The organism is Streptomyces sp. SS1-1, from assembly GCF_008973465.1.
In the GTDB taxonomy this organism is placed as follows: domain Bacteria; phylum Actinomycetota; class Actinomycetes; order Streptomycetales; family Streptomycetaceae; genus Streptomyces.
Genome location: NZ_WBXN01000004.1, coordinates 6,948,893 through 6,973,520, shown reverse-complemented (window position 1 = coordinate 6,973,520; position 24,628 = coordinate 6,948,893). Strand labels below are relative to the sequence as shown.

Below are 24,628 nucleotides of genomic sequence, written 5' to 3'. Positions count from 1 at the left end.
CCGTCCGGGAGCGCGTTGCCCGAGCCGTACGGTTTCGATCACCCGGTCATCGGACGACGGAGGGCCTGTGGCACCCATCTCCCGCCCCTTGCGCAAGCTGGGCTTCCTCACCATCGGACTGTTCGACGGGGCGGACCCGGCCCGCGGCCACGAGTCGACGCTGGAGCTCATCGAGCTGGGCGAGCGCCTCGGCTTCGACAGCGCGTGGGTCCGCCACCGGCATCTGCAGTACGGCATCTCCTCCCCCGTCGCCGTCCTGGCCGCCGCCTCGCAGCGCACCCGCCGGATCGAGCTGGGCACCGCGGTGATCCCGCTCGGCTGGGAGAACCCGCTGCGCCTCGCCGAGGACCTCGCGACCGTCGACGTGCTGTCCGGAGGGCGGCTCAACCCCGGGGTGAGCGTGGGCCCGCCGATGCACTACGACCGGGTGAAGGAGGCCCTGTACCCGGACACCGCCGACGCCGAGGACTTCGGGTACGAGCGGGTCCGGCGGCTGCTGGACTGCGTACGCGGCGAGCGTGTCACGGACTTCAGCGGCACGGAGGGCTTCGAGGTGTTCTCGGACCGGGTGCAGCCGCACACCCCTGGCCTGGGCGGCCGCATGTGGTACGGCGGCGGCAGTCTGCGGTCGGCGCGCTGGGCGGGCGAGCACGGGATGAACCTGCTGACCAGCAGTGTCGTCAAGGTGGAGGACGAGCAGGAGGGCACCCCCGACTTCGCGCGCGTCCAGCTGTCCCACATCCGCGCCTTCCGGGAACGCCACCCCGACGGGGAGGCCGCCCGCGTCTCCCAGGGTCTCGTCGTCATCCCGACCGACTCGGCGACACCCGGGCAGATCGCCCGGTACGAGAAGTACGTCGCCGAGCGCACGCCCCGCACGACCTCCCCGCAGGGCCCGGCGCGACTGCTGTTCGCGCCGGACCTGCTCGGCACCTCCGAGGAGATCGCCGAACGCCTCCACGCCCACGCGGCGTTCCGCGAGGTGGACGAGGTGGCGTTCGCGCTGCCGTTCACGTTCGGGCACGACGACTACGTCCAGATCCTCACGGACATCGCGACCCGGCTCGGTCCGGCGCTGGGGCGTCCGGCGCCCTGAACGGGGCGGTGACCTCCTGGTCGAGGAGGTGCAGCGGGGCGGCCGCCACCCCGGCCGCCTCGACGGCGTCCCAGTGGGCGAGGGCGCGGGACAGGTCGACCAGGCCGTGCGTCAGGGGCAGATCGCCGGACGCCCGGCCGGGTCCCGCCGTGCGGTGGGCGTGCAGCAGGGACTCCAGCCGGCAGGAGGCCAGCGTGCCCGGGACACCGGAACGCCCGGCGAAGCCGGTGGCGGCCACCTCCGGCAGGTCCTCGGCGAGCCGGGGCCGGGCGGCGCCCACGTCCAGCAGGCCACCGCCGACGATCAGCACATCGCCCCGCACGCTCATGCGCTCCAGCGCCCGCGCGGTGTCGAAGCAGTGCGGGAAGGAGTCGTCGACCAGGACCGTGCCGGGGCGCAGCCGGCCGACGTCCACGAGGGCCGACTCGCCGCTGACGGCGGTCACGATCACCTCGCTCGCGTAGACCTCGTCGGGCAGTCGAGGGCCCGACTGGACGATCCGCACGGGCAGGCCGGGGTGCGTGTCCGTCAGTTCCGCCGCCAGCCGTTCGAGTCGCGGCCCGCTGCCGGGCAGGTCGCAGAGCACGAGGCCGGCCGGCGGGCGGGGTGACCGGGCGAGCAGCAGCCGCAGGGCGGCGGTGCCGATCGAACCGCAGCCGACGACGGCGAGGGACAGCCCGTCGAGCGGGCGCCCGGTGGCGTCGAGGGCGGCGTGCACGGTCTTCACGACGGCGACGGTCGTCGTGGCGTGCCCCGTGGTGAGCGCCGCGTCCGTCCGGGCCTCCCGCAGCACGTCGAAGCCGTAGCCGGTGAGGGACGGGATCGCCCCGGCGAGCGAGACACAGCGGGCGCCGAGCCCGGCCGCGTGCTCGACGGCCCGAGCGGTACGGGCCGCGAGGCCGTCGGCGGTGGCGAGTTCGTCGGCGAACAGCGGCAGGGCGACGAAGCCGGACAGGCCCAGCGGGGTGCCGGTGCGCTCCAGCAGCCGGGCGCGGCCGTCCGGGAACAGCAGCGCGCGGATCTCCTCACGGCCGGGGCGCCGGGTGCCGGGCGGCAGTCCGGCGAGGGCGGCGAGGTGCCCGGGCGCGGGGAGATAGCCGACGAGTGCCGCGTCCAGCGCCGGGGCGCGGCGGGTCCGGTGGGGGTCGGCCCGCAGCTCCTGGTGGATCCGTTCGGCCAGCTCGGCGGCCCGGGCGGCGGTGAGCGCCGCCGCGGGGGCGCGGACGGTGACCCGCAGCCCCTGTGCGTCGGGCAGCGGGCGGACGGCCAGGAACACGTCGGTGCCGGGCGGGGGCGGGGCGAGGAGGGTGTCGGACGCGTCGGCGCTCAGCGACAGTGTGCCGCCGGGCGGCGCGCCCAGCGAGGTGAAGTCGAGGAAGGTGAAGAAGAACTGGGCGTGCCGGGGCAGCCCGGTGGCGGTGTCGGGGCCGGTGTGGCCCTCGGCGCGGGCGAGTTCCGTCTCGGCGGCGATCCGGCGCAGGTCGTCGGCGAAGGCGGGCCGCCGGCCGGGGTCGGCGGGCGGCTGCGGACGCACGGCGACGGCCTGCGCGAAGGGCCCGAACACGCGGTGCGCGTCCGCGGTGGAGTCCTCGCGTCCGGTGATCGCGAGGCCGATCACCAGGTCGGACTGTCCGGTGAGGTCGGCGAGCGCGCGGTGGTAGGCGGTGAGCAGCGGGGCGTGGAGGGTGCTGCGCGCCGAACGGGCCAGCCGGCGCAGCCGCCGGGTGGTGGCGGCGTCGACCGTGAACGAGGCGGTGTGGAACCCGTCGGCCCGCTCGCTGTCGGAGGTGCGCAACACCGGTGCGGTGTACGGGGCGTTCAGCCGGACCCGGTACGCCTCGGCCGGGGGGCCGGAGGGGCGGGGCCGCTCGGCGGACCGGACGACGTGGTCGCGGAAGGTGCTCTCCACCGGGGGCAGGCCGGGGGGCAGGCCACGGTCCAGGCGGTCGTACACGGTGAGGAGTTCCCCGGCGAGCAGGGCGGCGCTGTAGCCGTCGCCGATGAGGTGGTGGGCGTGAACGAGGAGGACGTGCTCGTCCGGTGCCGTGGTGAACAGGGCCGCCCGCAGCAACGGCCAGGCCCAGGGCTCGAGCCGGCGCCGCCCCTCCTCGGCGATCCGTTCCTCCAGGAGGTCGGGGTGGACGGTCTCCTGCGGCACGGGCAGCCGTAGGGTGTCCGGGAGTTCCTGCTGCACGGGCGGCCGGGCTCCGGCCGGGAACACCGTGCGCAGCATGGGGTGCCGGGCCACCAGCACGTCGACGGCCCGCTGGAACAGGTCGGGGCGCAAGCGGCCGGTGAGCCGGAAGCGGGCGAGCCAGGCGGAGCCGGCGGCGGGGTCGAGGGTGTCGGCGAGGAGGAAGCCCCGCTGGGACGGGGTGAGGGGGTACGGGCCGGTCGCGGCGGCGGGCGGGGCGGCCTGCGGGGCCGGTTCGGCGGCGTCGACGGCCTGCGCGAGCGCGCGCAGGGTGCGGTGGGTGTAGAGGACCGTAGGCCGGGGCACGGCGGGGAGTTCGGCGCGCATCCGGGCGAACAGCTCCAGCACCATGATGGAGTCGCCGCCCAGCTCGAAGAAGTCGTCGTCGGCCGTGACGTCGGGTGCGTCCAGCAGCTCGGCCCAGATCCGGGCGAGGGTGCGTTCGGTCGGGGTGGCGGGCTCCCCTGCGGCCGGCGGCGCGGGACGCGGCACCGGCACGGCGGCCGGGCGCGGGGTGCCCGCCTCGCGGGCCAGCCGCTCGCGGTCGATCTTCCCGGTGCCGGTGAGGGGCATCGCGGTGACGCCGTGGACCCGCGCGGGCAGCATGTACGAGGGCAGGGTGCGGGACAGGAACGCCCGCACGGCACGGGTGTCCGGGACCGGGGCGCCGGGCCGGGGTTCGAGGTGGGCGACCAGGCGTCCTCCGTCGGGCAGGACGGCGGCGCGGGCGATGTCGGGGTGGGACAGCAGGACGGCCTCGATCTCACCGGGTTCGACCCGGTGCCCATGGACCTTGACCTGGTCGTCCAGCCGCCCGAGGAACGCGAGAACACCGTCCGGGGCGCGCCGGACCCGGTCGCCGCTGCGGTACCAGCGCCGGCCGTCGCGCTCGACGAACGCCGCCGCCGTGAGCTCGGGTTCACCCAGGTAACCGGGCGTCAGGCCCGCGCCGGCGATGAGGAGTTCGCCCGCCTCGCCGGGTGCGCAGGGGCGCAGGCCGGGCGTGACGACGTCCACGAGGGTGCCGGCGACCGGCCGGCCGATGGGCACGTGGCGCAGGTCGTCGGCCGGGCGGGCGTCGAGGATGTGGCAGGTGGCGTTGATGGTGGCCTCGGTGGGCCCGTACAGGTTGGCGACCCGGTGCCCCGGTGCGCCGCCGCACGCGTCGAGCAGGTCGAACCAGCGGCGCACCTGTGCGGCGGGCAGGGCCTCGCCGCCGACGTGCACCCAGCGCAGCGCGGACAGGTCGGGGGCCTTCCCGTCCCGCGCGGCCCGGCCCTCGGCGGTGGTGAGCAGCCGTTCCCACAGGGTCGGCACCGAACTCCACACCGTGATCCCGTCGTTCACGACCCGGTCCAGGAGGGCGTCGGGGTCGCGGAGCACGTCACGGGTGAGGGTGTGGACGGTCGCCCCGGCCAGCAGCGGTGCCAGCACCTGCCGTACGGAGGCGTCGAAGCAGACGGACGCCGTCTGCAGCAGGCGGTCCCCGGGCCCGTAGCCGAAGGTGCGCAGCGCCCAGTCGAGGTAGGTGAGCATCGACCCGTGGGTGATCGGGACGGCCTTGGGGCGGCCGGTGGAGCCCGAGGTGAGGATCACGTAGGCGACGGCATCGGGGCCGGGGTGCCGGTCGGGGCCGGGGTCGGGCGGGGCGCCGGTACCGGGCCCGTCGGCGAACACCGCGTCCACGCCGTCGAGTTCGGCGGCGGCCTCGCGGGTCGCGGCGTGGCAGACCACGGTGGTGACGCCGGTGCGCAGCAGGTGCTCGCGTCGGCGTGCCGCCGGGTGCCCGGGGTCCAGCGGCACCCAGCCGGCGCCCGCGCGGAGGATGCCCACGACGCCGGTGACGACGTCCGGGCCCTGTTCGACGAGGAGTCCGACCAGGTCGCCGGGGCCCACGCCCCGCGCCCGAAGGCGGGCGGCGAGGGCGGCGGAGGCCGCGTCGAGGTCGGCGTAGGTGAGCGTGGTCCCACCGGTGTCGACCGCCACGGCGTCCGGCGTCGCACGGAAACGGGCGAGGAGCCGGGCGGTGACGCCCTCGGCGGCCGGGGCGGGGGCGTGACCGGCGGCGGCCCGCAGTTCCGCCAGATACTCCTCGGCGAGGCGCGCGACGGTCTCGCCGCGGAACAACTGCACGGGGTGGTTCCAGGAGAAGTGCAGGGTCGCGTCGGCCTCCCAGCACAGCAGGCCGAGCCGGGTCGCGGCGGAGGCGGTGGCGGCCGCCGTGGGCGTCACGGTCACGGGCCGGCCGTGTCCGTGGCGTACGGGGAAGCGGGCGAAGCTGAACCCGGCGGGCGCCACCGTGCGGGGAGCCGGCCCGGCGGTGGGCAGGGACGCGGCGAGGTCGGGGCTGCCCGGCGTGCCGTGCGCCTCCGCCTCCCGCCAGATCTGCCGCAGCCGCACGGCCAGTTCGGGCACGCTCTCGGCGGGGTCGACCGTCACGAACACGGGGAGGGTGTCGGCGAGCGGACCCACCAGCCGTTCGATGCCGGGCAGGGCGGCCTCCCGGCGCGAGCGCGCCACGTTCACCGCGACCCCCGGCCGCCCGCTCCAGCGTGCCAGGCAGCGGACGTGGACGGCGAGGAGCACATGAAAGAGGGAGATCTCGTGCCGGGCCGCCAGGTCGCGCAGCGCGGAGCTGAGGGCCGCGTCGGCGGTCGCCCGGTGGTGCGCGTACGGCGGTTCCGGCACGGCCCGCGGATCGCCGTCGTACGGCAACGCCGTGGCGGGGTCGGCCGGTTCGTGCGCGGCGATCCGCTCCCGCCAATAGCGCAGGTCGCGGTCGAAGGCGGGCGTGTCGCGGTCGGCGGCGAGCAGGCCGGCGTAGGCACCGAACTCCGCCCGCGCCGGCGCCGGTTCATCGGTGGATCCGGCGCCGGTGAGGGCGGTGTAGAGCTCCCACAGGTCCTCGCACAGCACCTTGAGGCTGTAGCCGTCGGCGGCGGCGTGGTGGACGGCGAGGAGCAGATGCGCGAGCCGGGAGTCGCGGCGGTCGCGGACGAGGACGGCACGCACCGGGTCCTCGGCGGTCAGGTCGAACGGCCGGTCGCACAGGGCCTGTTCGAGGTCCGGCAGGTCGCGGTCGGCGTCGTCGGTGTCGTGCACCTCGTACCAGCGGGGCGGGCGGTCGCCGGGGCCGGCGGGCGCCGTGTACTGCGACGGAGGCACGGCCGCGGTGACGCGCAGACGGAGCATGGGGTGCCGGGCGGCGAGCCGGGACAGGGCCCGGCCGAGCACGTCGGCGTCGAGGGGGCCGCGCACGGTCTGGCGTACGTAGCCGTAGGCGGTGACGCCCTCGAACAGGGCCTCGGTGGTCAGGAAGCCGCGTTGCAGCGGGGTCAGCGGGATCGGCCCGCCGTCGCCGGGGTGCCGCCGGGCGGGGACGGGTGCGGGCGCGGGGTCCTCGGCGGGCACGGTCCGCAGATGGGCCGTCAATTCGCCGACGGTCCGGTGCTCGAAGAGGAGGGTGGCGGGCAGCGTCCGGCCGAGTTCGCTCTCCAGCCGGCGCGCGAGGTCCACGGCGGTGAGCGAGTCCAGCCCGAGGCGGAGGAAGGGGTCGTCGTCACCGATGTCACGGGGGTCGCGGTGCAGGGCTTCTGCCAGGAGACGGCGGACCAGGCCGGAGGTGTCGTCCGGGGCCGGGGCGGAGGGGGGCGTCGATGGTGCATCGAGTGCGGGCGGGGCGGAGGCAGACGTCGAAGACCCCTCACGTGCGGCTCGGGCGGAGACAGACGTCGAAGACGCCTCAACCGCGGCCGACGCGGAGACAGGCGTCGAACGCACCAACCTTGCGGCCGGTGCGACCGGTTCGGGTGCCACCAGCAGATGTGGGGCGCCGGTCCCGACGGCGGTCCGCAGTGCGGCGATCGCCTGCCGCGCGGTCATCGGCGTCAGCCCCGACTCCCGCAGCCGCGTCACGGACGCGGTCCCGGCGGCCGTCCCCGCGTCGCCCACGGGGCCGAGCCCGACGGCCTGCCAGGGGCGTCCCGCCGCGTGTTCGGCGGCGGCGAACGCGTCGAGGAAGGCGTTGGCCGCCGCGTAGTCCCCGAGGGCGCCCGCGAGGCCCGGCAGCACCGAGGCGACCGAGGAGAACAGGACCCGGACGGCGGGGTCCTGGCCGTGGCGGCGCAGCGCGTCGGCGAGCAGGACCGTGCCGCGCACCTTGGCGGCGAGCGCCTGCCGGATCTCGCCGTCCGGCTTGGAGCGCAGGGTGCCGGGGCGGACCGTACCGGCGGCGTGGAACACCCCGTCCAGCGGCGGCAGCGCGGCGACCAGGGCGTCCACGGAGGCCGGCTCGCCCATGTCGGTGACGTGGTGGACGGCCCGGGTGCCGAGGGCCCGCAGTTCCGCTAGCAGCGCCCCGGGGGCCGTCGAGCGTCCGGCGAGGACGAGTTCACGGGCGCCCCCGGCCGCCAGGTCGCGGGCCAGCGCGGAGCCGAGTCCGCCCGCTCCCCCGGTGATCAGATAGGTGCCGCCGGGCGGGAGGGCCCGGACCGGCACCCGAGTGTCCGGAAGGGCGGTCCGTGTACGGCCGAGGCGGCGCCCCGAGCGCCACGCGACCGTCGGCTCGGCGCCGGGCCCGTGGGCCGAGCCCAGCTCCCGTTCCAGGGCCTCGACCCGGACGGCCAGGGAGTCGGCGCCTGACAGGTCCACGCCCCGTGCCGACAGGCCCCGGTGCTCCTGCGGGAGGGCCAGCGCCAGCCCGTGCGCGAGCGCCCGCGCCGGGACCGGGGTCTCCCCCGGGGCGCCGGTGGCGTAGGCGTCCTCGGTGACGACGAGCAGGTGTGACGGGCCGGTGGACAGCAGGTCCAGGACGCGGCGCAGCGCCGCCAGGGTCTCCTCGACGGCCGGGCCGGCGTCCCGCGCGTCGCCCGTCAGCCACACCACGGTGTCCGGAGCCGGGCCGTCGTCCGCCACGATCCCCCCGGCGTCCTCGAGCCGCCCGGCGAGGGCCCGGCCCAGCTCCCGGTCCGCCCCGACGAGCCGGACGGCACGGGGCCGCTCCCCCGGGACGAGCGGGGCGTCGGCCCAGTCGAGGCGCCGGACCACGGCGTCGGTGGCCGGCTCGCCCGGCCAGTGCCGGCGGCGCCGGTACGGGTACGTCGGCACCTGGACCCGGGCCCGCCCGGTCGCGCGGTGCGAGAGCGGACGACGCAGGGTCCCTCCCCGTGCCCACACCCGGCCGACGGACTCCAGCAGCGCCCGGGCATCGACCTGAGTGGGCGTCAGAACCATCGCCTGGGAGGCTCTTTGGGCGGCGGTGGCACGTACGGCACCGCCCAGCGTGTCGCCGGGCCCGAGTTCGAGGAACGCGTCGTATCCGTCCCGCAGCAGCCGTTCCACGGCCGCGCCGAACCGTACGGGAGCGACGGCGTGCCGCTCCCAGTACGCGGGCGTGAGGTCGGGTCCCCAGTCGGCGGTGACGGTGCTCAGCATCGGCACCTCCGCCGGTGCGGCGGTCAGCGCGCCCGCCGCGTCCCGGAGCGGGGCGAGGACCGGTTCCAGCAGCGGGGAGTGGAAGGCGTGCGAGACACGGAGCCGGCGTGCGGCGACCCCGCGTCCGGCCAGCTCCGCCAGTGCCCGGTCGACGGCGGTGGCGCTTCCGGAGATCACCACCTGGCCGGGGCCGTTGACGGCGGCGACGGCCAGCGAGCCGCCGGACGCGGCGACGAGAGCGCCGACGGTGTCCTCGTCGCCCCGGACGGCCGCCATGGCGCCGGGGCGGGCCCGTTCCGCCATGAGCCGTCCGCGTGCGGCGGCGAAGCCGACGGCCTCGGCGAGGGTGAGGGAACCGGCGGCACAGGCCGCGGCGATCTCCCCGACGCTGTGCCCGGCGACCGCGTCCGGCCGCAGCCCCCACCGCCCCAACTGCCGGACCAGACCCACTCCGTAGGCGACGAGGAGCGGCTGGGCGACCTCGGTCCCGGCCAGGTCGCCGGGGTCCGCGTCCGGGTCCAGGCACCAGTCGGCGAGCGAGCGCCCCCGCACGGGCCCGACGAGCGCGGACGCCTCGTCCAGGGTCTCCCGGAACGCGGGTGCCGCCTCGTACAGGGCGCGTCCGGCGCCGGGGTGCTGGGCGCCCTGACCGGGCAGCAGGAAGACCGTCCGGGGGCGCGAGGGCCGGGCGAGGGCGAAGTCCTTGACTTCGGCTGCCTCCAGATGGGCCGTCAGGTCGCCGTCGACGGCGAGCGCGAGACGGTGGGGGCCGTCGTCGCGGGCCGTCCCGACGGCCGCGCACACGTCGGCCTCGGACAGCTCGGGGTGGGCGCGCAGATGGGCGGCGAGCTCGCGGGCGGCGGCCCGCAGGGCGTCGGCGCCGCGGGCCGAGAGCGTGAGCAGGTGCGGGCCTCGCGCGGCCGACGGTGTCTCGTCCGGCTGTGCGGGTGCCTCCTCCAGGATCGCGTGGGCGTTGGTGCCGCCGAACCCGAACGCGTTGATGCCCGCGACCAGCGGTCCGGGCGCCCGCCAGGGCCGTACGGCGTCGACGAGCTGGAATCCGGGGGCCAGGCGTTCCAGGGAGGGCGCGGGCGGTGTGCCGTGCGGGGAGGGCGGGAGCGTGCGGTGCCGGAGCGCCAGGACCGTCTTCACCAGGCTCGGCATGCCGGCGGCGTTGAGGAGGTGCCCGACGGTCGCCTTCGCCGAGCCGAGCAGGCGCGGAAGCCCGTCGGCGCGCGGCGGGAAGGCCTGCCCGAGCGACTGCGCCTCGACCGGGTCGCCGATCGGGGTGCCGGTGCCGTGGGCCTCGACGTACGACACGGCGCCGGGGTCGACGCCGCAGTCGGCGTAGGCGCGGGTGACAACCTCGCGCTGGGTGCGCGGGTTGGGCGCGAGCAGGCTCAGGGACCGTCCGTCGTTGTTGACGGCGGTCCCGCGCACCAGGGCGAGGACGGGATCACCGTCGCGTACGGCGTCGTCGTGCCGGGCGAGCACGAGGGCCGCGCCGCCCTCGCCGGGCACGAGGCCGTCGGCCGCGGCGCCGAAGGGCCGGCTGACGCCCGTCGGGGACAGCGCGCCCGCGTCGGCGAGCAGCCGGTGGCCGGTGCCGGTGAGGGCGAGGTGCACTCCGCCGACCACGGCGACGTCGCATTCGCCGGTGAGCAGGCTGCGGCGGGCCAGGTGGAGCGCCACCAGCGCCGAGGAGCAGGCGGTGTCCACGGCCAGGGCGGGCCCGTCGAGGTCGAGGGCCTGGGAGAGGCGGGCCGCGATCAGGTTGGGCAGGTTGCCGGTGAGTGCGCCGGGGTGCCCGGCGAGGTCCCCGCCGGCCGCCTCAGCCAGCACCTCGCGGTAGCCGCTGTCGCCGACGGCGGCGAACACACCGACCCTGCGCCCCGCACGGCGCGGCCCCGCGTATCCGGCGCGTTCCAGGGCCTCGTGGGCGAGTTCGAGGAAAATACGGGCCTGCGGGTCGGTGGCGCGGGCCTCGGCGTCGTCCATGCCGAAGAAGTCCGCGTCGAAGTACGCCGGTTCGCGCAGGAAGGACCCGAACCGGCGGGTAAGCGGCGTCCGTTCGCCCCAGCGCCCGGCCGGTACGGGGGTGACGGTGTCCCGGCCGGAGACCAGCAGCTCCCAGAACTCCTCGGGCGTCTGGGCGCCGGGGAACCGGCAGGCCATGCCGAGCACCGCGACCGGCCCACCGCCCGGCGCCGGGGACGGGCGGTCCTCGGAGCGATCGGGCACGGCACCCCCCGTCAGGGACAGGAGGTGACCGGCCAGCGCGGCCACCGTGTCGTGGTCGCGCACGATCCGGGGTTCCAGCGGCACGCCGAACGCCTCCTCGAGCGCCCCGAGCACCTCCATCGCCTTCACCGAGGAACCGCCGAGTGCGAAGAACTCGTCGTGCGGCCCGATGTGTCCGGGCGCGAGGCCCAGCACCCGCGCCCAGATCCCCCGGACCGTCTCCTCGGCCTCCCGCCGCGACGGCGGCACCGCTCCCGGCCGTCCGCCGCTCACCCCGCGCGGGGCGCGCGGGGGCGTGAACCGCTTCTCGACCTCCGTGTACGCCCCGGCCTCGAACCGTTCGCGTATGAGGGCCCGCCGCAGCTTGCCGCTGGTCGTCCGGGGGAACGCCCCGGGAGGCAGCGGCAGGACCCGCACGTCGTCGTGGCCGAGTGCCCGGCGTACGCGGGCCGCCACCGCGTCCAGCACCGGCAGGGAGGTGTCCGGCACGGCCCGCGCCCACTGCACGCACACGACGACCCGGTCGTGCCCGGTGCCGGGGTCGGTGGAGCCGACGACGGCGACCGTGCCGTCCGGCAGCCCCGGTGTGGCGGCGGCGGTCTCCTCCACGTCGGCCGCGTGGAAGGTGCGCCCGCCGGCGAAGACGACGTCCTTGTGCCGCCCGGTGACGCACAGCCGCCCCTCGTGGAGGAAGCCGAGGTCACCGGTGCGCAGCCAGCCGCCGGCGAACGCGGCCGCGCTCGCCTCGGGGTCGCGGTGGTAGCCGCGTGCCACCTGCGGGCCGCGCACCTCGATGTGCCCGACCCGGCCCGCGTCCAGCACCTCGCCGGCGCCGTCCGTGACGCGGACCTCGCAGCCGGGGACGGGCCCGCCCACGTCCATCAGTTCGACGGCGTCGTCCTCGCCGGGGACGGCCCGCCCCGCGCTCAGCTCCCGCCGGTCCAGCCGCAGCGGTACGGCGGTCTCGCCGAGCGGGGGCACGGTCACGGCGAGGGTGGCCTCGGCCAGTCCGTACACGGGCAGCAGGGCCGTGGCGTCCAGGCCCGCCCGGCCGGCCCGCGCGGCGAACTCCCGCCATACGCGCGGCGCGATCGGTTCGGCGCCGACGAGCAGGAGCCGTACGGGGCTGAGGTCCAGCCCGGCCCAGGCGGTGTCCGGGACGCGGCGCAGGCACAGCGCGAGCGCGAAGTTCGCGGCGGACAGCAGGGTCGCCCGGTGCCGGGCGGCCGTCTCCAGCCAGCGCACCGGGTGTTTGGCGAAGGCGAGGGGCTCCAGCCGCACCTGCTTCAGACCGGCCGACAGCGGGACGAGGTGGGTGCCGATCAGGCCCATGTCATGGAAGTACGGCATCCAGGTGAGCAGCACGTCGTCCCGCGTGATGGCCATGGACGCCCGGATCTGCCGCAGGTTGGCCAGGACCGCCGCGTGGGTCAGCTCGACGCCCTTGGGGGCGCCGGTGCTTCCCGAGGAGAACTGGAGGAACGCCAGGTCACCGGGGGCGCGGTGCACGGGTTCGCGGAGCGGGCCGGCCGCGCGCAGGTCCACGAGCCGCAAGGGGCGTACGGGACCGGGCAGTTCGGTGAGCAGCCCTTCGGTGCGGTCGTCCACCATGACCGGGGGCCTGCCCATGAGGTCCCACACGGGGCCCACCCTGCGGGCCTCGGGGGCGAGCGGCACGGGGACGAGTCCGGCGGCGAGCGCGCCCCAGAACAGGGACTGGAAGGCGTCGCCGGAGTCCGCGAGGAGCGGCACCGGGGTGCCGGGCGCCAGGCCGGCCGCGCGCAGGCCCCCGGCGACCCGCAGGGCGTCGTCGCGCAGGGCCGCGTAGGTGACGACGTGTTCCGATCCGTCGCCCCGGACGTGCACGATCTCCTGCCCGGGGGCGTCCTCGGCGGTGTGCAGCAGCACGTCGAGGAGCGTGTCGGGGGTACGGCGTCCGGCAGCCGGCATGTGCGTCCTTCCTCGTCCCCGGGCCCCGGGGAGTGCTGCGCGCGTACCCGCGGCGGCGTCGTCGATCACTGCCCTGTACGACGGCCGGTCGCGTCGAACGGTTCATCGACCGGATGCGGTCGGCCCGGATGCGGTCGGCCCGGATGCGGTCGGCCCGGATCGGTCGGAGCTAGAGAATGTCCCGAACGGGGCCAGGGTAAGCAGGCCGCTGCCCGCTCCGGCGAGTTCGTCCGCGGCCGGGGCGAGGGCCTGGGCCCCCGATCTGCGCCACACGACGGTGACCTGCGGTCACTTCATGGCCGAGGAGGCGCCCGGGGAGGTGGTGATGGCGCTGCGGGACCTGCTCGGGCGCTGAGCGGTCACCAGCGGCCCGGTGCGGTGCCGGTGAGGGGCCGCGAGGGTGTGCCGTCCACGCCCACCGGCACGTCGCCGGCGAGCATCACGCGGTGCATGACGCGGGGCGCGTCGAGGTGGGCGGTGTCGCCGGGCGCGAGGTGGATGGTGGCCCGGTTGTCCCAGAGGGCGACGCTGCCGGGCTCCCAGCGGAAGCGGACCGTGTACTCGGGCCGTACGGCCTGCTCCAGCAGCATCCGGAGGACGGCGCCGCTCTCGGCGCGCGAGAGGCCGTCGATCTGCTCCACGTAGTAGCCGTTGACGTACAGCACCCGCTCCCCCGTCTCCGGGTGCACCCGCACCAGGGGGTGCAGGGAGGCGACCTGGTGCTCCAGGAGGTGCCGGACGTAGGCGTCGTCGCCGGGCCGCGGCTGGTAGCCGACGCCGAGCCGGTGCTCGGCCCGCAGGCCGTCCACGAACCGCCGGACGGGTTCGGAGAGCCCGGCGTAGGCGGCGGCCAGGTTGGCCCAGGTGGTGTCGCCGCCGTACGGGGGCACGGTCTCGGCGCGCAGGATGGTCGCGGCGGGCGGGTCGACGCGGGCCCCGTGGTCGCAGTGCCAGCCGCGCAGCAGATGGTGGCGGCGGCGCCGCAGCCATTCGTCGTGCTCCATGCCGAAGCGGCCGCCGAGTTCCAGCCGGTCGGCGGTCGTCTCGATCTCCGGGAACCCCTCGGGTGAGGCGCTGCCGCGCCGCCGCAGGACGACGGGCTCCCCGAAGCGGCGTGCGAGCGCCACGTGGGCGGCGTGGTCGAGCCGCTGGTCCCGGAAGAAGACGACCTTCCAGCGCAGCATCGCGTCCCGGATCGCTGCGACCTGGCCGTCGTCCAGCGCACCGGCGAGGTCGACGCCGGTGATCTCCGCGCCGATGTGCCCGGCGACCGGCTTCACCTCGATCGCCGTGGCGCGCGTCCCGTCCTCGGCGGTGGCCTGCTCCCTGGTCATCAGCACACTCCGTCGGTCGTCCGTCGTCCCTGCCCTGCCCGGCCCGGTGGCGGCGGGCCGTCGGGACGATCGTGGCAGCGTCCGGCGGTCCTGGCGACAGGGCCTCGGCGCGTCGCGGGCGGCGTTACGGGGTACCCGGGCGGATCGGGAAGGAGGCCGGCGTGACCGAGAGGGACCGGCTGCGGGAGTACCGCGGCAAGCGCGACTTCGAGCGGACCCGGGAACCGCGCGGACGCGGGGCGTCCGAGGGGTCGGCACCGCGGTTCGTGGTGCAGATCCACGACGCCCGTTCGCTGCACTTCGACTTCCGGCTGCAGGTGGGGGACGTGCTGCGGTCGTGGTCGGTGCCCAAGGGACCGTCCGCCGACCCCAGGGACAAGCGGCTCGCCCTGCCGACGGAGGACCATCCGCTGGAGTACGAGGACTTCGAGGGCGTGATCCCGAAGGGCGAGTACGGCGGCGGCACGGTGATCGTCTGGGACAGCGGGACGTACGAGCCGCTCAGCCACGACCGCGCCGGACGGCCCGTCGACTTCGCCGAGTCGCTGGAGCGCGGTCACGCCAGGTTCCGGCTGCACGGCTCCAAGCTGCGCGGCGAGTTCGCGCTCACCCGGCTCCGCCGCGGGCCGGACGACCGGGAGGCGTGGCTGCTGGTCAGGGCGGGCCGGGGCGCGCACGGGCACGGCACACCGGATCCGTACCGGGCACGGTCGGTCCGCAGCGGGCGCACCCTCGCCCAGGTCGCCGCGGACGGCGGCCCGGGCTGACGGCGCCGGATCCGGGCGTCAGGCGCGGCGCAGTGCGGCGAGGGCCTTGTCGGCGTGGGTGTTCATCCGCAGTTCGCTGCGGACGACCTCCAGGACCGTGCGGTCCTGCCCGATGACGAAGGTGACCCGCTTGGTCGGGGCGAGCGAGAAGCCCCGGGTCACACCGAACCGCTCCCGGATCGCGCCGTCGGCGTCGGACAGCAGCGGCATGCCGAGGGTGTGGCGGGTGGCGAACTCCTGCTGCCGTTCGACGGCGTCGCCGCTGACGCCGACGGGCCGGGCGCCGACGGCGGCGAACTCGGCGGCCAGGTCACGGAAGTGGCAGGCCTCGGCGGTGCAGCCGGCGGTGAGGGCGCCGGGGTAGAAGAACAGCACGACCGGACCGTCGGCGAGCAGCTCGGTGAGGTGCCGTACGGTGCCGGTCTCGTCCGGCAGCGCGAAATCCTCGACCGTGTCCCCGACCTCGACGCGCGCGCTCATGCGGTTCCTCCTCGGCTGGCCTGCCGCCGGATGCTACCGGACGGTAGTCCGGGCGGATCCGGCGCCTCCGCGCTTACGGCGCCGAGGGGTTGGGCGTGCGCGGGCGTCCGCCGGCCCGTGCGGCCGCCGGGGACCGGGCCGGCCTGGTCGGCGTCCGCGAGGCCGGGGCGACCCGCACGCCGCGCGCCCCGGCCTCCCGCGTGCTCAGGTGGCGTCACCGGCCGCGCGGTGGGCCCGGTGGTGGCGGCCACCCCCTCCGATCAGGGGAAAAGGGCGGCGAGGGGGCGTGAGCGCGGGCGGCACCGTCGAGTAGTGACCCGTGAGCCTGCCCCTGATCCCGCCGATGCTCGCGACGCCCGGCAAGCTGCCGCCGGCCGCGCAGGACGCGCGCTGGGCGTACGAGACGAAGCAGGACGGCCAGCGGGCGGTGGTCTACGCCGAGGGCGACGGCGGTCTGCTGCTGCGGGCCCGTTCCGGTGACGACATCACGGCCGCCTACCCCGAACTGCGGCCGCTGGGCGAGGCGCTGGCCGGGCGGCCAGCCGTGCTCGACGGGGAGATCCTGGCGCTGAATGACGAGGGGCGCGCCGACTTCCAGCTGCTGCAGTCCCGGATGGGGCTGGCGCACGCCCCGGCGAAGGCGGCCCGGATGGCCGCCCGCACCCCCGTCCACCTGGTGCTGTTCGACGTGATGCACCTGGGAGGCCGCTCGCTGCTGGACCTGCCGTACTCCCGGCGGCGCGGGCGGCTGGAGGAGCTGGGGCTCGACGGGCCGTCCTGGTCGACGCCGGCGGCACTGGTGGGGCACGGCGCCGAGGCGCTGGAGGCCACGCGCGCGCACGGCCTGGAGGGGCTGGTGTGCAAGCGGCTGGACTCGCCGTACGAACCCGGCGTGCGGTCCCGCTCCTGGATCAAGATCCGCAACATGCTCAGCGAGGACGTCGTGGTCGGCGGCTGGCTGCCCGGCAAGGGGCGGCTCACCGGGCTGCCAGGCGCCCTGCTCGTCGGCCAGTACACGTCCGCGCGGACCCTGCGCTACGTCGGCGGTGTGGGCACCGGCTGGAGCGAGGCCGAACGCGCCGAGCTGGCCGCGCTGCTGCGGGCCGCCGCCACGGACGAGTGCCCCTTCGACCCGGTGCCGCGGGTGGCGGACGCCCGCTGGGTGGTGCCCCGGCTGGTCGGCGAGGTCCGCTACAGCGTCCGTACGAGGTCGGGGATGCTGCGCCAGCCGTCCTGGCTGCGGCTGCGGCCGGACCTGACTCCGGAGGAGTCGTCGGCGTACCTGCCGAACGCCCGCTGACGCCAATGCGGTTCGCCCCAGCCGTCCGTGGCGTACGGGACCCTTGGCGCGCGCGGGAAAACCGGGGATGCTGAACTGCCTTTCCCCCCACAGCCGTTGGGCTGCGCCGGACCCCGAGGAGACGCAGTGTCGCCACAGACGTTCCGTACGCACCGCAGGAGATGGCTCACCGGTCTGGCCGGTGCCGTCGCGCTCGTCGTCGCCTTCCCCGCGGTGGCCTGGGCCGCCCCTCCCCCGGCGCTGCCCGGCAACGCGGAGGCGGCCGAGCGGGCGTACCAGCCCGCCTTCGACTACGACACCGACGGCTGCTACTCGTCCGCCGCGATCGGCCCGGACGGCACCGTCAACGGCGGCCTCAACCCGACGGGCGCGCTCAACGGCAACTGCCGGGACGCCTCGGACCTGGACAACACCAACGCCTACAGCCGCTACAAGTGCAACAACGGCTGGTGCGCCTATCTGTACGGCCTGTACTTCGAGAAGGACCAGGCGCTGCCGGGTGTCAGCCTCGGCGGGCACCGGCACGACTGGGAGCACGTCGTGGTCTGGGTGCAGGACGACACCGTGAAGTACGTCTCGACGTCCAACCACGGCTCGTTCACCGTCCACGCGGCGTCCTCGGTGCGCTTCGAGGGCACGCACGCCAAGGTCGTCTACCACAAGGACGGCATCAGCACGCACTGCTTCCGTCTGGCGAACGCGAACGACGAGCCGCCGGAGAACCACAAGGGGACCTGGCAGTACCCGCCGTTGGTCGGCTGGAACGGCTACCCGCCGGGCGTGCGCGACAAGCTGGTCGCGCACGACTTCGGCAGCGCCCACTTCGGGCTGAAGGACGGGAGCTTCACGAGCCATCTGGCGACCGCGAAGCCGTCGGGCATCCCCTTCGACCCGAACGCCTGACGCGTCCGGCCGAACCGCGCCACCGCGTCCTGCCGGTGGCGCGGAAGGGTCTATGGTGGCGGCATGTCCGTGCCTGAACTGATCCGTGTCGTCTCCCGTGACTCGCCCATGGCGCTGGCCCAAGTGGAGCGTGTCCGCGCCGAGTTGGCGTCCCTGCACCCGGGTGTGCGCACCGAGGTGGTGCCCGTGCGGACGACCGGCGACAAGTGGCTGGGCGACCTGTCCCAGGTGGAGGGCAAGGGCGCGTTCACGAAGGAGGTGGACGCCGCCCTGCTGGCCGGCGAGGCGGACCTCGCCGTGCACTGCCTGAAGGACATCCCGGCCGACCGGCCGCTGCCCGCGGGGACCACGTTCGCCGCGTTCCTCCGGCGGGACGACATCCGTGACGCGCTGATCCACCCCGGCGGGCTCACGCTGGACGAGCTGCCGGCCGGCACCCGGATCGGCACGTCCTCGGTGCGCCGCGTCGCCCAGCTGGCGGCCACGCACCCGCATCTGGAGTGCGTGCCGTTCCGCGGCAACGCCAACCGGCGGCTGGAGAAGCTGGCGGCCGGCGACGCGGACGCCCTGCTGCTGGCGGTGGCCGGTCTGGAGCGCATCGGCCGGACCGGTGTGATCAGCGAGGTCCTCTCCCCCGAGACGATGATGCCGCCCATCGGTGCGGGCATCCTCGCCCTGCAGTGCCGCGAGGGCGACAGCGATCTGATCGACGCGGTCAGCGGTCTCGGCGACCCGGACACGTACCGGGAGGCGACCGCGGAGCGCATGCTGCTGCACGTCCTGCAGGGCCACTGCAACAGCCCGATCGCGGGCTACGCGCGCGTGGACCGGGGCGGCGAGCTGTCCCTGCGGGCCTGTGTCTTCACCCCCGACGGCAAGACCCGGCTGAACGCCCACGAGTGGGCCGGCCGGCTGGACCCGGCGACGCTGGGCACGTCGGTGGCGGTGGCGCTGCTGCGGCAGGGCGCCCGCGAGATCATCGACGGCATCCCGCACTGACCTCGCGGAAGGGGGCGCCGCGTCAGGCGGTGCCCTCCTCGGCCTGCTCCCGCAGGAAGTCGCTGATCTGGAGCGCGAGGCCGTCCCGCAGGGTGCCGGCGTGCGGGCCCGTGGGCTCCTGCAGGCCCAGGCCGCCGGTCCACAGCCGGCGGTCCGCCCACTCCTCCTCGACGCGCAGCTGGATCTGCACGTCGACCTGGCTCAGGCTGTCCTCGGTGCCCGCGGCGTACAGGACGGCGGTGACGCGGCGCAGCGGGTAGACGTCGAAGCCCTCGATGAACTGCGAGTTGCGCCAGTCGATGAAGGCGGCCTCGCCGTCGCGGCCGATCCGGACGTCGATCTGGCCGTCCTCCAGGTGGATGCCGAGATGCCGCTCACCGCGGTTCTCGACGGTGACGCGCAGCCGGAAGTACGTCAGGCCCTCGGCGGCGTCGTCGCGTCCGCGCGGGGGCTCGGCGGCTTCCAGACCGTGGACGCGGACACGCAGACCGGCATGCTCGTCGTACTCGTGCCAGTCCCCGACCACGTTCGGCTCGTACACAATCCACCTCTCGTCCTGGGCCTGCTTCCTATCTTTGTGCTCAGTGCACTGTCAAATGAGCGGAATGCGCTGTGGCCAGCCCATTCGCCCCCTTGATCACCGATCATGCCGTGGGCAGGAAGAATCGGTACGGGCCCCGGCCGGGCCCGTCGACCACCGTGCCGCACATCACGTTCCCAGCCAAGATCATCGGGCTGGCCGGCCGCACGGGACACTCCGTCACCCGATAGCGACATGTCGTGCTATTCACGAAACACGTTTCGCATCCGGTTTGAGCGGGAAGTAGCTGTTATGTGCTTCGGACAGGAGGCACGTCCGTGGGAGCCGGCCAGCCCCCTGGGTGTTTCTCCTCAGGTCCGAGTTCGCGCTTCCCACGGTGTCTGTCCCGTCAGCACCTGCTGAGGAGGTGCGCTCGGATGAGTGCCCCCACCAGAACGAAGCAGCATCCCCATGACGACGCCCCGGACACCGCCCGCGCCTTCGAGCGCCTGGCGACGCTGTCCGACGGGCCGGAGCGCAAGGCCCTCAAGGACGAGCTGATCCGTTCGTGGCTGCCCATGGCCGAGCGGATCGCGGTCCGGTTCAAGGGCCGTGGGGAGTCGCTGGAGGACCTGTACCAGGTGGCCGCCCTGGGCCTGGTCAAGGCCGTCGAGCACTACGATCCCGCCCGCGGGCACGCCTTCGAGGCGTACGCGGTGCCCACCATCACCGGTGAGATCAAGCGGCACTTCCGCGACCACATGTGGACCCTGCACGTGCCCCGCCGGGTCCAGGACCTGCGCAACCGGGTCCGCAACGCCATCAAGGAACTCGCGCAGACCACGCCGGGCCGTGAGCCCACGCTCGCCGAGATCGCCGCGCACGCCCATCTGACCGAGCAGGAGGTGCGCACGGGGATGGAGGCCCTGGAGTGCTTCTCCGCGCTGTCCCTGGAAGCGGAGATGCCCGGCACGGACGGGTATGCGCTGGGGGACGCCATCGGCGGCCCCGACCCGGGCTTCGAGGTGGTCGTGGACCGCGTGTCCGTCGAGCCGTGTCTGCGGCGGCTGCCGGAGCGCGAGCGGACCATCCTGTATCTGCGCTTCTTCGGCGGCATGACGCAGAGCCGGATAGCGCAGCAGCTGGGCATCTCGCAGATGCACGTCTCACGGCTGCTCAGCGGCTGCTTCGCGCAGCTGCGGGAGGAGCTGCTGACCGAGGCGCAGGCGTCCGCGGCCGCGTCGTAGCTCAGTCCTGACCGGACTCCGGGATCTGCGTCGGGCCGTGGCGCTCCAGCGCCTCCTGCAGCTCGACGCGGATCTCGGCGGGCATCTCGCCCTCCCTGCCCCACACGATGATCAGCTCCGCGACCTCGCGGAGCTTGATGTTGGTGTGCTGCGAGACGTCCTTCAGCACCGCCCACCCCTGGTCGGGGGCCACCCTGCCGAGCGCGACGACCATGCCGATCGCCTGGTCGACGACGGCGTGCGCGCCCACGGCGTGCCGGAGCTGGTCGACCTCCTCCTCCAGCTCGGTGATCCGGGCGCTGTCGTCGGGGGGCTCGTTCGGGTGGGGCGTCACGGCTCCATCCTCTCCCCTCGCCCCACGCCCGCGCCAGTGAGCGCGGCGGGTTCCCGGCACCCGTTTCGGCGCCACGCCGGGGGTACTCGACAGGCTGCGGAGCGGTTCGGGTTGGACACTGTGACGAGGACCGGTTGCCGTCGGCCGAGCGAGATCCAGGACGCGACACATGAACGAAGCGAGAACCCCCCGGAGCACGGCCGAGGTCGTGTCCACACACTCCGTGTTCGGCGCACCCTGCTGGGTGAGCCTGACCAGTCGTGGTCTGGAGGCGGCGCAGGACTTCTACTCGGCGGTGCTCGGATGGCGCTGGCGGCCGGCCACGCTCGGGGACCGCTTCCGGGTGGCGCTGGCCGACGACGTGCCGGTGGCGGGCATCGCCGCGGTCGCGTCGATGTGGCAGATGGCCGTCGCCTGGACGCCGTACTTCGCGGTCCGCAGCGCGGACGAGGCCGTGGCACGGGTGGCCGAGCGCGGCGGCACGGCGGCCGTCGGGCCGCTCTCCCTGCCGCCGGGGCGTGCCGCCCTGCTCGCCGACCGCGACGGCGCGACCTTCGGGGTGTGGGAGGGCGAGCTGATCTCCAACTGGGAGACGTGGCGGCGCGCGGCGCCGACCTTCATCCGGCTGCACACCCGCGACGCCTTCGACGCCGCCATGTTCTACGGCGAGGTGCTCGACTGGGCGAACCAGCGGCCGGGCTGCTGCGAGGTCCACTACGAGGGCGGCGAGGTCGTGCTGCGCAGCGGCGGTGACGTGGTCGCCCGGATCGAGTCGGGGGCCTTGGAGGCCGCGCCCGACCCGACGATCCGGCCGCACTGGCAGGTGCACTTCGCGGTGTCCGACGCCGCGCGCTGCGCGCGGGCCGCCGAGATGAACGGCGGCAGTGTGCTGTCCCTGGGCCCCGAGGAGGCCGTGCTGCGGGACCCCGACGGCGCCCAGTTCACCGTGACCTCGCGCCGCGCCCGGTAGGTCCGGGCGCGGCGCGAGGCGCTGTCGGTCAGCCCTCGGCGGGGGCCGGGGTGCGGGACGGGCGGGACAGGAGCACCAGGCTGCGGCGCTCGACCAGCAGGGCCGTGCCGGCCTTGTGCTCGGTCTCGTCCGGCGGGCCCTGCGGCTCGGCCGTGTCGATCAGCGTCGTCCAGCGTTCGCCGTAGCCGGCGGACGGGAGCTGGAACTCGACCGGCTCCCAGTAGCTGTTGAGCAGCAGCAGGAACGAGTCGTCGACGACGGGCCGGCCGCACCAGTCGGGTTCGGCGATCGCGTCACCGTTGAGGAAGGCCGCGACGGCGCGGGCGTCGGGGCTCTGCCAGTCGTCTTCGTCCATCTCGCGGCCGTCCGGTGAGAACCACACCAGGTCGGGCAGCGGCTGGTCGGGACGGGTGGCCGTCTCCCCCTTGAAGAAGCGGCGCCGGCGCAGGACGGGGTGAGCAGCGCGCAGCCCGATGACGTATCGGGTGAAGTCGGCGAGCGCGCGCTGCTCGTCGGTGAGACGCCAGTCGATCCAGGAGATCTCGTTGTCCTGGCAGTAGGCGTTGTTGTTGCCCCGCTGGGTGCGGCCGAGTTCGTCGCCGTGGCAGAGCATGGGGATGCCCTGCGACAGCAGCAGTGTGGCGAGGAAGTTGCGCTGCTGACGGGCCCGCAGCCGCAGCACGGCCGGGTCGTCGGTGTCCCCCTCGGCACCGCAGTTCCAGGAGCGGTTGTGGCTCTCGCCGTCGCCGTTGTCCTCGCCGTTGGCCTCGTTGTGCTTGTCGTTGTAGGAGACGAGGTCGCGCAGCGTGAAACCGTCGTGCGCGGTCACGAAGTTGACGCTGGCGCGCGGGCGGCGCCGGCTGTGCGCGTACAGGTCGGAGCTGCCGGTCAGCCGGGAGGCGAACTCGCCGAGCGTGCCGGGCTCGCCGCGCCAGAAGTCCCGTACGGCGTCCCGGTACTTGCCGTTCCACTCGGACCAAAGCGGCGGGAAGTTGCCGACCTGGTAGCCGCCCTCGCCGACGTCCCACGGCTCGGCGATGAGCTTGACCCTGCTGATCACGGGGTCCTGCTGGATCAGGTCGAAGAACGCCGACAGCCGGTCCACCTCGTGGAACTGCCGGGCCAGGGTGGCCGCGAGGTCGAAGCGGAAGCCGTCGACGTGCATCTCGGTCACCCAGTAGCGCAGCGAGTCCATGATGAGCTGCAGCACGTACGGGTGGCGCATCAGCAGGCTGTTGCCGGTGCCGGTGGTGTCGTAGTAGTGCGCCCAGTCGCCGTCGACCAGGCGGTAGTACGAGGCGTTGTCGATGCCGCGGAACGACAGGGTGGGGCCGCGCTCGTTGCCCTCGGCGGTGTGGTTGTAGACCACGTCGAGGATGACCTCGAGCCCGGCCTCGTGCAGCGCCTTCACCATCGCCTTGAACTCGGTGACCTGTTCGCCGCGGGTGCCGCGGGCGGCGTAGGCGTTGTGCGGGGCGAAGAAGCCGATGGTGTTGTAGCCCCAGTAGTTGGACAGGCCGCGGTCGAGGAGGACGCCGTCCTGGACGTACTGGTGGACGGGCATCAGCTCGACGGCGGTGACCCCGAGGGACGTCAGGTGCTCGACGACCGCGGGGTGCGCGAGTCCGGCGTAGGTGCCGCGCAGTTCGGGCGGCACGTCGGGGTGGGTGCGGGTGAGTCCGCGGACGTGCGCCTCGTAGATCACGGTGTCCGCGTACGGCCGTCTGGGGGGCCGGTCCTCGCCCCAGTCGAAGTGCGGGTCGGTCACCACGCCGAGCATGGTGTGCCCGGCGCTGTCCGCCGGGGAGGGGCCGCCCGCGGTGCGTTCGAAGAGGGAGGCGTGGTTGTCGACCTGCCCGTCGACGGCCCGGCTGTACGGGTCGAGCAGCAGCTTCGACGCGTTGCAGCGGTGGCCGAGGCCGGGGTCCCAGGGGCCGTGCACCCGGTAGCCGTAGCGCTGCCCGGGGCCGACGCCGGGCACGTAGCCGTGCCAGACGAACCCGTCGACCTCGGTCAGCGGGACGACGGTGTGCCGGTCCTCGTCGTCGACGAGGACCAGTTCGACGCGTTCGGCGACCTCGCTGAACAGGGCGAAGTTGGTGCCCTGTCCGTCGTGGAAGGCGCCCAGCGGGTAGGGGTGCCCGCTCCAGGCGGACACCCCTGTGCTCAGGTCCTGGCGGCGCTTGCGTGCCGTCACCGGGCCTCCTCCAGGACGCCGTCCCGGACCCCCGCGGCATCGGCCAGGGCCGTGACGGGCGTCGCCCGGGGCACGCGCAGCGCCTCGCGCAGGCTGGGCGCGGGTGCGGTCGGCACGAGGGGGGCGCGTTCGCCGGCGCGGGCCCGCTGGGAGAACCAGATGACCTTGCTGCCGGTCTCGGTGGCGCAGCAGCCCCAGCCGTCGCTCATCGCGGCGAGGTGGCGCAGGCAGGCGCGCAGTTCGTGGTCCGGGCGCAGGGCCCGGTCGTTGTCACCGATGGCGGTGATGAGGTGCTGCCCGTTCCACCACATCTCGATCGAGGTGTTCTTGTCCTTCGCGTGCTCGTCGATGGCCCGCAGCAGCATCTCGGTGCCGTGGCGGACGGGTTCGACGAGTGTCTCCAGGTCCCAGTACCTGAGGTGAGCGGCCAGAATTCGGCTGACCTGACCGACCCGTTCAGGGCTGACTTCCACATCGAGGTGGTAGTAGCAGGGCACTGCGGTCTTCACCGTCGTTACCTCCTCACCGCGAAAGCTCCCGCTCTCCTCGTCCCCGCGGGACGGGCCCCGATCGCGGAGCGTGAGCGCTGATCGCCTCTGAGTCACTACAGCGTGCGGGCTGTACGCCATTCGTGCAACACGAGCGAACGGGTGAGGCGGTAGT

At 74.9% G+C, this 24,628-nt stretch carries 14 protein-coding genes and 1 pseudogene; 8 read left to right on the top strand and 7 right to left on the bottom strand.

What is annotated here, in order from left to right; all coding sequences use genetic code 11:
• Positions 1–67 precede the first annotated feature (67 nt).
• A complete protein-coding gene (locus tag F8R89_RS33280) occupies positions 68–1,096 on the top strand; it encodes an LLM class flavin-dependent oxidoreductase (protein WP_151787483.1) in 1,029 nt (342 codons plus the stop codon).
• On the opposite strand, the gene F8R89_RS33275 is transcribed toward F8R89_RS33280, so the two are convergent.
• On the bottom strand, positions 1,044–12,914 hold the full coding sequence (locus F8R89_RS33275; RefSeq protein ID WP_151787482.1) for a non-ribosomal peptide synthetase/type I polyketide synthase: 11,871 nt from the start codon (positions 12,912–12,914) through the stop codon (positions 1,044–1,046). The genes F8R89_RS33280 and F8R89_RS33275 overlap by 53 nt on opposite strands.
• Positions 12,915–13,143: 229 nt before the next feature.
• Here F8R89_RS33275 and F8R89_RS36975 point away from each other — a divergent pair.
• A pseudogene (locus tag F8R89_RS36975) lies at positions 13,144–13,269 on the top strand (alpha/beta hydrolase); the annotation flags it as partial.
• 4 nt (positions 13,270–13,273) lie between these two features.
• On the opposite strand, the gene F8R89_RS33265 reads toward F8R89_RS36975, so the two are convergent.
• Positions 13,274–14,248, bottom strand: a complete 975-nt coding sequence (locus tag F8R89_RS33265) for a TauD/TfdA dioxygenase family protein (RefSeq protein WP_151787481.1) — start codon at positions 14,246–14,248, stop codon at positions 13,274–13,276.
• A gap of 161 nt (positions 14,249–14,409) precedes the next feature.
• On the opposite strand from F8R89_RS33265, the gene F8R89_RS33260 reads away from it, so the two are divergent.
• The gene (locus tag F8R89_RS33260) at positions 14,410–15,015 is read left to right on the top strand and encodes a DNA polymerase ligase N-terminal domain-containing protein (protein ID WP_151787480.1); all 606 of its coding nucleotides are present in this window, start codon (positions 14,410–14,412) and stop codon (positions 15,013–15,015) included.
• An 18-nt stretch (positions 15,016–15,033) separates the two neighbouring features.
• On the opposite strand, the gene F8R89_RS33255 is transcribed toward F8R89_RS33260, so the two are convergent.
• A complete protein-coding gene (locus F8R89_RS33255; RefSeq protein WP_151787479.1) occupies positions 15,034–15,495 on the bottom strand; it encodes a peroxiredoxin in 462 nt (153 codons plus the stop codon).
• A gap of 319 nt (positions 15,496–15,814) precedes the next feature.
• Here F8R89_RS33255 and ligD point away from each other — a divergent pair, with 319 nt between their 5' ends.
• The 3 genes from ligD to hemC all read left to right on the top strand — a co-directional run bounded on the left by ligD (position 15,815) and on the right by hemC (position 18,697).
• On the top strand, positions 15,815–16,795 hold the full coding sequence (gene ligD, locus F8R89_RS33250; RefSeq protein WP_151787478.1) for a non-homologous end-joining DNA ligase: 981 nt from the start codon (positions 15,815–15,817) through the stop codon (positions 16,793–16,795).
• 126 nt (positions 16,796–16,921) lie between these two features.
• Positions 16,922–17,698 (top strand): NPP1 family protein, encoded by a 777-nt coding sequence (locus tag F8R89_RS33245; protein ID WP_151787477.1) that lies wholly within the window; start codon positions 16,922–16,924, stop codon positions 17,696–17,698.
• A gap of 63 nt (positions 17,699–17,761) precedes the next feature.
• Entirely contained in the window at positions 17,762–18,697 is a 936-nt protein-coding gene (hemC, locus tag F8R89_RS33240) for a hydroxymethylbilane synthase (RefSeq protein WP_151787476.1), read from the top strand.
• Positions 18,698–18,719: 22 nt separating this feature from the next.
• Here hemC and F8R89_RS33235 read toward each other — a convergent pair whose 3' ends face one another.
• Positions 18,720–19,238 carry a hypothetical protein gene (locus F8R89_RS33235; RefSeq protein WP_151787475.1) on the bottom strand — a complete coding sequence of 173 codons (519 nt, stop codon included), beginning with the start codon at positions 19,236–19,238 and terminating at the stop codon, positions 18,720–18,722.
• A 416-nt stretch (positions 19,239–19,654) separates the two neighbouring features.
• Between F8R89_RS33235 and F8R89_RS33230 the strand changes: the two genes are divergently transcribed.
• On the top strand, positions 19,655–20,464 hold the full coding sequence (locus tag F8R89_RS33230) for a SigB/SigF/SigG family RNA polymerase sigma factor (protein ID WP_151787474.1): 810 nt from the start codon (positions 19,655–19,657) through the stop codon (positions 20,462–20,464).
• Between the two features lies 1 nt (position 20,465).
• Here the strand turns inward: F8R89_RS33230 and F8R89_RS33225 are convergent, their stop codons facing one another.
• Complete coding sequence (locus F8R89_RS33225) at positions 20,466–20,798, bottom strand: ANTAR domain-containing protein (protein WP_225994563.1); 333 nt, start codon at positions 20,796–20,798, stop codon at positions 20,466–20,468.
• Positions 20,799–20,967: 169 nt separating this feature from the next.
• Between F8R89_RS33225 and F8R89_RS33220 the strand changes: the two genes are divergently transcribed.
• Positions 20,968–21,768: a VOC family protein gene (locus F8R89_RS33220; protein ID WP_151787472.1), complete on the top strand. Its 801-nt coding sequence runs from the start codon at positions 20,968–20,970 to the stop codon at positions 21,766–21,768.
• 28 nt (positions 21,769–21,796) lie between these two features.
• Here the strand turns inward: F8R89_RS33220 and glgX are convergent, their stop codons facing one another.
• A complete protein-coding gene (gene glgX / locus F8R89_RS33215; protein WP_192806299.1) occupies positions 21,797–23,965 on the bottom strand; it encodes a glycogen debranching protein GlgX in 2,169 nt (722 codons plus the stop codon).
• Positions 23,962–24,474 carry a pep a2 gene (locus F8R89_RS33210; RefSeq protein ID WP_151787471.1) on the bottom strand — a complete coding sequence of 171 codons (513 nt, stop codon included), beginning with the start codon at positions 24,472–24,474 and terminating at the stop codon, positions 23,962–23,964. Before F8R89_RS33210 ends, glgX begins: the two co-directional genes overlap by 4 nt.
• Positions 24,475–24,628: the final 154 nt, after the last annotated feature.

Excerpts from the sequence above, each read along its gene's own strand:
- F8R89_RS33255 (WP_151787479.1), bottom strand. The coding sequence starts at position 15,495 with ATGAGCGCGCGCGTCGAGGTCGGGGACACGGTCGAGGATTTCGCGCTG.
- hemC (WP_151787476.1), top strand. The coding sequence starts at position 17,762 with ATGTCCGTGCCTGAACTGATCCGTGTCGTCTCCCGTGACTCGCCCATG.
- F8R89_RS33265 (WP_151787481.1), bottom strand. The coding sequence starts at position 14,248 with ATGACCAGGGAGCAGGCCACCGCCGAGGACGGGACGCGCGCCACGGCG.
- F8R89_RS33220 (WP_151787472.1), top strand. The coding sequence starts at position 20,968 with ATGAACGAAGCGAGAACCCCCCGGAGCACGGCCGAGGTCGTGTCCACA.
- F8R89_RS33230 (WP_151787474.1), top strand. The coding sequence starts at position 19,655 with ATGAGTGCCCCCACCAGAACGAAGCAGCATCCCCATGACGACGCCCCG.
- F8R89_RS33275 (WP_151787482.1), bottom strand. The coding sequence starts at position 12,914 with ATGCCGGCTGCCGGACGCCGTACCCCCGACACGCTCCTCGACGTGCTG.